This is a genomic window from Pseudomonas frederiksbergensis, assembly GCF_003732665.1.
Lineage (GTDB): Bacteria > Pseudomonadota > Gammaproteobacteria > Pseudomonadales > Pseudomonadaceae > Aquipseudomonas > Aquipseudomonas frederiksbergensis_G.
Map to the genome: position 1 here is coordinate 1 of NZ_MOBP01000033.1, position 280 is coordinate 280.

Below are 280 nucleotides of genomic sequence, written 5' to 3' on the forward strand. Positions count from 1 at the left end.
TCCAGCCGGGCAAATGTATTCGTTTTTTGCCGCGTCATAGATGAAGGCATCGTTATTGAAACGCCCGTCAGCCTTGGCTCCCGAGGTCATCGGCTTGGGCACATAGGCGGTGATGCCTGCATCGTGACAGGCCAGGATTTGTTCGCTTTTGAAGTAACCTCGGTCAGCCACCACCGACAACGTATCTGACGCCATCGCCTCTCGGGCCTGCTTGGCCATCGAGCTGAGTTGGTCGCGGTCAGAGCCGACGTTGGTCACCTCGTGCGCAACGATCAAGTGG

The 280-nt window shown here is 57.5% G+C and carries 1 pseudogene; it reads right to left on the reverse strand.

The annotated features are described in order from the left end of the window. A pseudogene (locus BK665_RS32965) lies at window positions 1-280 on the reverse strand (IS5/IS1182 family transposase); the annotation flags it as partial.